Source organism: Brevibacillus porteri, from assembly GCF_003013475.1.
GTDB lineage: Bacteria > Bacillota > Bacilli > Brevibacillales > Brevibacillaceae > Brevibacillus > Brevibacillus porteri.
Genome location: NZ_PXZO01000053.1, coordinates 148,129 through 157,235 on the forward strand (window position 1 = coordinate 148,129; position 9,107 = coordinate 157,235).

A 9,107-nucleotide genomic window follows, 5' to 3' on the forward strand; every position below is an offset into this window, starting at 1 on the left:
ACGTGACCACAATTATGGTAGTCGACGACGATCCGCATATTCGCGAGCTCGTCAGCGTCTTCTTGCGCAATGAAGGCTTTACGATAGTGGAAGCCGCAGACGGACAGGAGGCACTGGATAAACTAGAGTCGGTTCAGGCACAACTGGTGATTCTTGACATTATGATGCCGAACATGGATGGCTGGGAGCTGTGTCGAAAGCTTCGCAAGCATTACGATTTTCCCTTACTCATGCTGACTGCCAAGGGAGAGACATCACAAAAAATCAAAGGCTTCGAGTTAGGGACAGACGATTATTTGGTGAAGCCGTTTGATCCGCAGGAGCTGGTCGTCCGGGTAAAAGCGCTGCTCAAGCGTTACCGGATTGCCGCTTCGCATCAGGTTCAAGCAGGAAGACTGCTGCTTGATCGTAAAACGTTTGCAGTCGCCAGTGGCACGAAAACATGGAGCATTCCACTAAAGGAGTTCGAGCTGCTGTTCAAACTGGCCAGCTATCCCGGGCAGACCATCTCCCGCGAGCAGCTGATCGAACAAATATGGGGCTATGATTTTGAAGGCAATGAACGTACGGTAGACGTGCACATCAACCGATTGCGGGAGCGATTTCCGGAAGCGATGTACGGCTTTTTGATCCGGACAGTCCGGGGACTTGGTTATCGTTTGGAGATCGTCGTATGAAAAAGAGGAGGCCAGAACGTCCCCATGTTTTGCTGAAAATCGCAGGCGTAGTGGGCTTATGTGCTGTTTTTGCTTTGTGCGGGCTAGGTGCATTCGGAATTACCTCTCTCTTTTATGGCTATATGGACTATGATCCCCATGATCTTGTAAAAACGTTGGTCAATTCAGTTTTGAGCTGCATTCTGTTTATTGGAATAGGCATGATCATTTCTTTCTTCACCATGCCAAGACATCGGGGCAGGTTTCAACCATTGATTGATGCGCTCAGACGGATTGCCATGGGGGATTTTCGGGTCAATCTCGATATCAAGCTGGCGCACGAATGGGGGGAGTTGGTGGAGGGCATTAACCACGTGGCGGAGCAATTAAACGAGATGGAGAAGCTGCGGCAAGAGTTTATCTCCAATGTTTCCCACGAAATTCAATCGCCCTTGACGTCGATCAGCGGGTTTGCTCGCGCCCTGCATAATGAAAGACTGAGCCCAGAAGATCGTAAACGTTACTTGGAGATTATCGAGTCGGAAAGCAAGCGCCTGTCCAAGATCAGTGACAATCTGCTTAAACTCACTGCGCTAGAGGGCATCCAGCATGATTTAGAGCGGAAGCGGTATCGGCTGGACACGCAACTACGCGCAATCATCCTCGCATGCGAGCCGCAATGGATGGCGAAAGAGATTGAAATGGACATAGACTTGGAAAAAGTCGAAATCGTCGCCGACGAAGATATGCTGAACCAAGTCTGGACTAACTTGCTTGGCAACAGCATCAAATTCACGGAGGCAGGCGGGAAAATTAACGTAAAGCTGGAGAGGGTAAACGGAGAAGTACTCGTGAAAATAATCGACTCGGGAATCGGGATATCCAAGGAAAATCAGGAGCGCATTTTCGAAAGGTTTTTCAAGGCGGACCCATCGCGGAACCGAGCCAATTCGGGCAGTGGCCTGGGACTGGCAATCGTGAAAAAAATAATCGATTTGCATCATGCCACGATCGTCGTTGAGAGTGAAGTAGGGATTGGTACCACGTTTACGATTACATTTGTTCAATCAGATAAAAAAGCTGCCCCTTCGTCCGGATGACGGTCTGGGACAGCTTATTTTCATTACGGGTACCAGTTACGCGCCGATATACTTGGCATGGAGCGAACGTGCTAGGCTAATGTCATCTGTGCCTTGCACGAGGACACGACCATCCGGGAAAATGACGAGCGTGTACGTATCGACACGGAATCGCAGCAAAAATTTGTTTTGCTCGATTTGTCCCAAAGGGGAGAGTCTATCAGCCAATGCATTCAGATCAAGTGTCATGGCATCGGCGGGCGAGATTTGTACGGTGTCTCGACCGCAAAGCGAAACGGCTTGTCCATCCTGGGTATCCGGCTGCAAAAACGAAAATTGCTTGTGCCCACATGTCGGACAGTCGTCTCGGCGGGCATTGACCACCTTGATTTGCTGATGGCGGTTATGCCAAATCTCAAAGTGCTCCAAATTCGGATTAAGCTGATTCGTTGCATCAACTAACAGCTTGAATGCTTCTGTTGCCTGATAGGAGGCGACGATGTGAATGATTGGTCCGATGACGCCAGCCGTGTCACAGGTAGGCATCTCACCCGGGTTTGGTGCTTCAGGGAAAAGACAGCGCAAGCAAGGCGTGATCCCCGGACGAATCGCGGTAAATGTTCCAGTCGCACTCACAGCACCACCGTACACCCACGGAATACTATGCTTAACGCAAACATCGTTCACGAGATATCTCACCTGAAAATTATCCGTCGCATCCAGAACGAGATCGACATCTGCCAGCAATTCCTCTGCATTGTAAGCGGTGAGGTCTGCGACAATCGGTTCGATCGTGACAGCTGAATTGATCTTTGTCAGCTTGGCGTGAGCGGCGATTGCTTTTGGCAAATGCTCGGCTGCATCTAATTCGTCGTAGAGCATTTGACGCTGCAGGTTGCTCGGCTCGACGAAGTCGCGGTCAATGATGCGGACAAAACCTACTCCAGCACGGACCATATGATTGGAGAGAACAGTTCCAAGTGCTCCCATGCCGACGATCGCTACGCGGCTTTGTCCGAGCTTTTCCTGTCCACTGCGCCCGATCGGATGAAACAATGTCTGACGGGAATAGCGAGTGTCCAAGGCGTTACTCCACCTTTCCTTCTGGCATCGCAAGCGGATTCCACGGTCCTTGCTGATGTCCCTTCCATTCGCTTCCATCTTCCCACATTTCTTTTTTCCAAATGGGAACGATCTCTTTGAGTCGCTCGATGGCATAACGGCCTGCTTCAAACGATTCATTACGATGCGCTGTTGCAACGGCACAAACAACCGCAATTTCTTCTACAGCCAAGTTACCGATACGATGGTGCATCGCGACTTGCGCTCCCGGCCAGCGTTCCTCGATCTCTGCTGCGACCTGCTTCATTTTTTCAACAGCCATAGGGGCATATGCTTCATAGGACAAATACACGGTGCGCTGACCATGGGTAAATTCCCGAACAGTTCCGACAAAAGTAAGGATTGCGCCTGCATGCGGGTTGCTCACCAGACGAACCAACTTGTCCGCCGAAATGGGCTCCTCGGTAATGGCGAAGCGCGGGTCTTCTTCTCCGCCGCTTACAGGAGGTAAGAGGGCAATCTCGTCGTCGGCTGAAATCACCTGATTTTTCGCCGCATATTCATGATTGATGGAGACAAAGCAACTGCCCAAAAGCGCAGAGAGCGCAGGATATTCTCTTTCCACTGCTTGCAGTAGGTCGCTAACGGTCGCGCCTTCAGATAGGGTCAACTGTACTTCCCGGGCATTCGCTCGTTCAGCGAGTCCGGCAAATAACAAGATCGTAATGGTCAAGACAATTCCTCATTTCCCTGGATGATACTACACTCTAGGCTAGACGATATCATAAACCGATCAAAGTTGCCAATGAATGGGGTGTTTCAATCAGCGGTTGATTCTAAGGAGCGAAGCCTTCCTGACTCAAATAGATCTGGTTCGGGGGAAAAATACGTAATAGCCGATCATAGACGATCCGATAGGCGGTAGGATCATACCATTCTTCCAGTCCAAGCTGTTCATAGAGAGCGGGAATGCCGTTTCTTTTCGTTCGTTTACCGCCGCTGCCATCTCCCATATAAAAGTCGTCGACACAGACACGTGTTACCAAGGGGCGCAAAATCTCCGGGAATGACTCACTGCTAGGCAAAACAGGGGCAATGGTTGCTTGTGTAGGGATGCCTGCTTCCGCCAAACGCTGGAGTGTTTTTAGCCGCGCTTGAATGGGGGGAGCTTGTGGGCTAAAGTGCCTGCGAATCTCCTCCAAATCGGTCTCGACGGTCATGCTGACGCGGATGCGATCACCCAGCAGGAGCAACAAATCGGCATCTCGCCAAACCAAGGGACTTCTTGTCTGCACCAGCAAAAAATCGGGTGGATGCTCTACCATGACTTCGAGTAAAGACCTCGTTACCTTTTCCGTTTGTTCGATGGGCTGGTACGGGTCTGTACTCGAAGACATGAAGATGGTCACCTTTCCTTTTTTCTTAGCCCGCATTAGCTCCTTGCGCAATAAATCGGCAGCTTGCTGCTTAATGTCAACCCATGTGCCCCATTGCTCGTTGCGAAACAAAGAGACAGGCATTTGCCGAACATAGCAATAAGAGCAGGCGAAAGAGCAGCCCGTATACGGATTGAGCGAGTGGGTGTAATCCGCAAGAAATCCGCTTCCTTTATTGAGGAGGGTTTTCGGCATTTTATAGGAAAGGATGCTCTTCATATTGTGCGTTCCTCACTTTGCATCATGAAAAATAATTCCGAGGCTGTAGCGCTTTCCTGAGGTAATCGTGCTGACACCGTGGCGCAGCGTGTTTTTATAGAAGCCTCGCGTTCCCTGCACAGGACGATAGGATGTCGGGAAAATCAGTCCAGCGCCTTGGTCCAAGGTTATCACATGTCCCCGGCTCTGCGCGCGCGGCCGTTGCTCCATCAGCAGAAATTCTCCGCCAGTGTAGTCCTTCTCCTTCTGATTCAAGGCAAACACGACTTGAAACGGGAAGAACACCTCGCCGTACATATCCTGATGTAAACAATTGTAGCCACCCGTTTCGTATTTCAAAATCAATGGAGTAGAGCGCAGCTGCCCCTGGTCGTGACATTGCGCCAAAAAATCAGGGAGGGTAGCAGGATAAACAGCTTCACGTCCAAGCATTTCCAGCCACCGATTCGCAGTCTGCGCAAGCATCGGATAAAAGCCTTCGCGAAGCTCCTGCAAAAGTGAGGGAAGGGGAGCCTGATAATAACGATACTCCCCTTCACCGAAACGGTACCGTGCCATCTGGATCGTATTGCGAAAAAGATCATCCTGTCCATACGAAGCGATTAATTCTTCGCACGCATCCGAGCTTATTAAGGAAGGAAAAGCTGCATACCCTTGTTCGTCCAACTTCTGTTGCAGGGAATGCCAGTCAAGTGCAGCGATCCTTTCTGTCAGTGAACTAGCCATGCTTCACACCCCGATTCGACTTTTGCTCCAGATCAAGCAGAGTTGTCTTCATGGGCAGTCCTCCACGATAGCCAGTCAGTGAACCGTTTTTACCGACAACGCGGTGGCAGGGAACTGTAATGAGAACCGGATTGGCACCGATTGCTGCACCGACTGCACGAACAGCAGCAGGCTTTTCAATGATGTTTGCAATGTCGGTGTACGATGCTGTTTGACCGTATGGGATTTGACGGAGTGCCTCCCAGACAGCGAGCTGAAAAGGCGTTCCAGAGAGGTCGCAATTCATGGAAAAATGCTCGCGCGTTCCCTGCATATATTCCATCAGTTCTGTTGCAAAAGGCTTTAACCATGGATCGTCTTGCACCAGTGAACTTTGTGGGCGATGCTTTTCAACCCAGGCTTCCAATTCAGCAAAAGGCTGGTTGACCGAGCCGACATAACAAAGTCCGGCAGCCGTTGCAGCCAAATAAATAGTCCAATCACCATGCACAAGCATTGACCAACGTACCGTCTGATCCTTCATCGTTTCCATTTCCATACGCCTCCTTTGAGCTGTGTACGCACAGTATACCTCCAGCACCTGTTCTGCGTACGTTTTTGGGAGTGGATGAGCAAGATAACGAAACGATGTCTTCTACATTCCCATTGCTTTTATCCAGCGGCGGGAGTAAGGTAGGAGAAGATAGAGGAGGAAAGATACTCGTATGACTGATCAATTAACACATTTTAATGAACAAAATCGAGCGCGGATGGTGGACGTGTCTGAGAAGGACGTCACAAAACGGGTGGCTGTAGCCGAGAGCCAAATCAGCATGAAACCCGAAACACTCGCCCGAATCCGTGAAGGTCGAATCGAAAAGGGCGATGTACTCGCAGTTGCGCAGGTAGCAGGTGTCATGGCTGCCAAAAAGACGTGGGAAATCATCCCGATGTGTCATCCGCTGCCATTGACTGGCATCGACATACAATTTGCTTTTGTAGATGAAACGACGCTTGCGATTACAGGAACCGTGAAGACGACAGGGAAAACAGGCGTCGAGATGGAAGCGTTGACCGCAGTCAGCGTAGCGGCTTTGACGGTGTATGACATGTGCAAAGCCATGGATAAAGAAATGATAATCGGTCCGACCAGTCTGCAATCCAAAACAGGCGGAAAAAGCGGCGATTTCCATCGGGGTGAGAAGTAAGCCATGAGGCAAAAGTGGGAATCCTATCCGAGCAGCATTCGTTTATTGGCGATTGCTGCCGTCATTTTTTCTACCGGAATGGCGTGTATTTGGCCGCTGGTCACGATCTATATTCACAACCATCTCGGAAAGCCGCTGACTGTAGCCGGCTTCTTGTTGCTTTTAAATCAAGGCGCATTCCTGATCGGGAGTATTGTCGGCGGGATGATGTTTGACCGCTGGGGTAAAATGCGCACTATTGTTGTGGGCTCCATCGGTGGAATGATTATTTCGGTCTGTTTAGGTGTTACACAAGATTTTACCGTATATGTCCTACTGTTATTATTGAATGGTCTGTTTTATGGATCCCTTTCTCCCGTTATGAATGCGCTGGCAGTGGTTTTATGGCCGGAGGGAGGCCGTAAAGGAATCAATCTGATTTACGTCGCCCTCAATGTGGGTGTAGCTGCCGGCTCTGCTTTAGGCGGCTTCTTGGCAAGCGTTTCGTTTGCTTGGACGTTTTTCGGAAATGCGATCACACAAGTAATTGTGCTGACGATGTTTATGCTCATTTTGCCGCGTCAGTTAAAACTGGCAGAGCAAAAACGTCACTTGCAGACGACTGCTCCCGAACAAGCAGAGGGAGAACTTCTACGAGAACCACAGCAAGAGACCAAGGTCGTATGGGGAGCATTGCTGCTCTTATGCGGAGGGTTGCTCATTAGCTGGATTGTCTATGTACAATGGACAACGGTGCTGTCGACCTACATGCAATCCCTGGGCATTTCACTCCGTCAATACAGTCTGTTGTGGACGCTGAACGGCGGTTTGATCCTGTTTGGTCAGCCATTGATTGCGTGGGTCATTCGACGCTTTGCCCGTACGCTAAAAGCACAAATGCTCTTGGGCGCTTATATTTTTGCCATGTCGATGTTGATTTTGTCTCAATCAACGGTTTATGCAGGCTTTGTTGCAGGCATGTTCATCATGACGCTGGGAGAAATGCTCGTATGGCCAGCGGTGCCGGCAGTAGCGGCACAGTTTACGCCAGAGGGACGAGAAGGCTTCATTCAAGGTCTGATTGCAGGGACTGGATCTGCTGGGCGGATGCTCGGACCACTTCTCGGCGCCTTCATTTTCCAATCGATTCATGCGCAGGGACTATTGTTCGTGATGGCGGGCTTGTGTCTGTTGTCTGTCGCATTCTTTGCCTTCCACACATCTTTTCAAAAAAGAAGGCATCAGGTACCCTTACAGAATCAAGCATCTTGACACGGTTTACGTGCTCAAGTAGTATGATATAGACGAAAAAACAGTATATTCCGTGTGTTTGACTTATTCAGAGAGGTGGAGGGACTGGCCCTATGAAGCCCGGCAGCGGATCTGTTCTATGTGATGGACAGATGCTGTGCCAATTCCAGCAGGATTTTTTCCTGACAGATAAGGACGTGACCAAGCTGATCTCCCCCTTTTTCTGTATGGAAAAAGGGGGTTTTACTGTATTGGGCCCAAGAAAGGAATGGAAGAAAGATGCGCATTCAACCCTCCGACATGATTGATCGACTCCCTACCCAGTTTTTTGCGACCCTGGTGGCAAAAGTAAACAAGGTCATTGCGCAAGGCCATGACGTCATAAACCTAGGGCAGGGCAATCCTGATTTGCCGACACCGCCACACATTATTGAAGAATTACAGGCGCAAGCGGCACAACCACTCCATCACAAATATCCGCCTTTTCAGGGACGCGTGGAACTGAAGCAGGCAGTGGCTCATTGGTATAAGCAAGAATTTGATGTGGACCTCGATCCGGAGGAAGAAGTCGCGATATTGTTCGGCAGCAAAACCGGACTCGTAGAGATTTGCCAAGTCCTTATGAATGCAGGCGATGTTGCACTGGTTCCAGACCCAGGCTATCCGGATTATTGGTCGGGTGTTGCTGTCGTAAACGGACGGATGGTCATGATGCCGTTGAAGGCGGAAAATGACTTCTTGCCAGATTACAGCCAGCTCTCCCAAACTGATTTGGATCGAGCGAAACTGATGTTTCTCAACTATCCGAACAATCCGACAGCAGTCAACGCACCACTGGAGTTTTATGAGGAGACCATTCGTTTTGCCCGAAAACATGAAATCGTCGTCTGCCACGACTTCGCCTACGGGGCGATCAGCTATGACGGGAAAAAGCCGGTCAGCTTCATGCAGGTTCCGGGTGCAAAAGAAGTGGGTGTAGAATTTTATACCTTGTCTAAAACGTACAACATGGCAGGCTGGCGTGTTGGTGCTATGGTAGGAAATCGCGAGCTGGTTCGTCTGATTAATCTCATTCAGGACCATTACTTCGTCAGTCTGTTCGGAGCGGTACAGATGGCGGCAGCGAAGGCGATGACAGAGTCACAGCAGTGCGTTCGCGATCTCGTTGCTGTCTACGAAAGCCGCCGCAATGCTTTGTACTCCAATCTGCATCGGATTGGCTGGCAGGCGCCACCATCTCAAGGGTCGTTTTTTGCTTGGCTTCCTGTTCCAAGCGGCTTCACATCCGTGGAGTTCTCTGACCTGCTTTTGGAAAAAGCGCATGTCGTCGTAGCGCCAGGAAATGGCTTTGGTCCGACAGGTGAGGGTTATGTGCGAGCAGCTTTGTTATCAAATGAAGAGCGTCTCGCAGAAGCGGTTCAGCGAATTGAGCGGTTGGGGTTATTTACGAAAACAAAATAAAGGCGAGGTAATTCGGCCACACTACCATACATGAAGTGCACCCCTTAGAAT

General features: G+C 50.0%; 10 protein-coding genes and 1 riboswitch. Of the genes, 5 read left to right on the forward strand and 5 right to left on the reverse strand.

The features are described from left to right. Positions 1–2 precede the first annotated feature (2 nt). On the forward strand, positions 3–677 hold the full coding sequence (locus C7R92_RS25530; protein WP_106836088.1) for a response regulator transcription factor: 675 nt from the start codon (positions 3–5) through the stop codon (positions 675–677). Continuing rightward, positions 674–1,756 carry a sensor histidine kinase gene (locus C7R92_RS25535; RefSeq protein ID WP_106836089.1) on the forward strand — a complete coding sequence of 361 codons (1,083 nt, stop codon included), beginning with the start codon at positions 674–676 and terminating at the stop codon, positions 1,754–1,756. Before C7R92_RS25530 ends, C7R92_RS25535 begins: the two co-directional genes overlap by 4 nt. Positions 1,757–1,792: 36 nt before the next feature. On the opposite strand, the gene C7R92_RS25540 is transcribed toward C7R92_RS25535, so the two are convergent. The 5 genes from C7R92_RS25540 to C7R92_RS25560 all read right to left on the reverse strand — a co-directional run bounded on the left by C7R92_RS25540 (position 1,793) and on the right by C7R92_RS25560 (position 5,710). Further along, complete coding sequence (locus C7R92_RS25540; RefSeq protein WP_106836090.1) at positions 1,793–2,818, reverse strand: ThiF family adenylyltransferase; 1,026 nt, start codon at positions 2,816–2,818, stop codon at positions 1,793–1,795. 4 nt (positions 2,819–2,822) lie between these two features. Further along, on the reverse strand, positions 2,823–3,530 hold the full coding sequence (locus tag C7R92_RS25545) for a molybdenum cofactor biosynthesis protein (protein ID WP_017250474.1): 708 nt from the start codon (positions 3,528–3,530) through the stop codon (positions 2,823–2,825). A gap of 103 nt (positions 3,531–3,633) precedes the next feature. Continuing rightward, positions 3,634–4,452 (reverse strand): SPL family radical SAM protein, encoded by an 819-nt coding sequence (locus C7R92_RS25550; RefSeq protein WP_106836091.1) that lies wholly within the window; start codon positions 4,450–4,452, stop codon positions 3,634–3,636. Between the two features lie 12 nt (positions 4,453–4,464). After that, entirely contained in the window at positions 4,465–5,178 is a 714-nt protein-coding gene (locus tag C7R92_RS25555; protein WP_106836092.1) for a 2OG-Fe(II) oxygenase, read from the reverse strand. Further along, positions 5,171–5,710: a methylated-DNA--[protein]-cysteine S-methyltransferase gene (locus C7R92_RS25560; protein WP_106836093.1), complete on the reverse strand. Its 540-nt coding sequence runs from the start codon at positions 5,708–5,710 to the stop codon at positions 5,171–5,173. Before C7R92_RS25560 ends, C7R92_RS25555 begins: the two co-directional genes overlap by 8 nt. A 172-nt stretch (positions 5,711–5,882) precedes the next feature. Here C7R92_RS25560 and moaC point away from each other — a divergent pair, with 172 nt between their 5' ends. The 3 genes from moaC (at position 5,883) to C7R92_RS25575 (ending at position 9,056) form a co-directional block, all read left to right on the forward strand. Continuing rightward, positions 5,883–6,365: a cyclic pyranopterin monophosphate synthase MoaC gene (gene moaC, locus C7R92_RS25565; RefSeq protein WP_047071888.1), complete on the forward strand. Its 483-nt coding sequence runs from the start codon at positions 5,883–5,885 to the stop codon at positions 6,363–6,365. Positions 6,366–6,368: 3 nt separating this feature from the next. Then, a complete protein-coding gene (locus tag C7R92_RS25570) occupies positions 6,369–7,616 on the forward strand; it encodes an MFS transporter (protein ID WP_106836094.1) in 1,248 nt (415 codons plus the stop codon). Positions 7,617–7,676: 60 nt separating this feature from the next. Continuing rightward, a riboswitch (SAM riboswitch) is annotated at positions 7,677–7,791 on the forward strand. An 83-nt stretch (positions 7,792–7,874) separates the two neighbouring features. Then, positions 7,875–9,056 (forward strand): pyridoxal phosphate-dependent aminotransferase, encoded by a 1,182-nt coding sequence (locus tag C7R92_RS25575; protein WP_106836095.1) that lies wholly within the window; start codon positions 7,875–7,877, stop codon positions 9,054–9,056. The last annotated feature ends 51 nt before the right edge of the window (positions 9,057–9,107 follow it).

Excerpts from the sequence above, each read along its gene's own strand:
- C7R92_RS25560 (WP_106836093.1), bottom strand. The coding sequence starts at position 5,710 with ATGGAAACGATGAAGGATCAGACGGTACGTTGGTCAATGCTTGTGCAT.
- C7R92_RS25575 (WP_106836095.1), top strand. The coding sequence starts at position 7,875 with ATGCGCATTCAACCCTCCGACATGATTGATCGACTCCCTACCCAGTTT.
- C7R92_RS25570 (WP_106836094.1), top strand. The coding sequence starts at position 6,369 with ATGAGGCAAAAGTGGGAATCCTATCCGAGCAGCATTCGTTTATTGGCG.
- C7R92_RS25555 (WP_106836092.1), bottom strand. The coding sequence starts at position 5,178 with ATGGCTAGTTCACTGACAGAAAGGATCGCTGCACTTGACTGGCATTCC.
- moaC (WP_047071888.1), top strand. The coding sequence starts at position 5,883 with ATGACTGATCAATTAACACATTTTAATGAACAAAATCGAGCGCGGATG.
- C7R92_RS25535 (WP_106836089.1), top strand. The coding sequence starts at position 674 with ATGAAAAAGAGGAGGCCAGAACGTCCCCATGTTTTGCTGAAAATCGCA.
- C7R92_RS25550 (WP_106836091.1), bottom strand. The coding sequence starts at position 4,452 with ATGAAGAGCATCCTTTCCTATAAAATGCCGAAAACCCTCCTCAATAAA.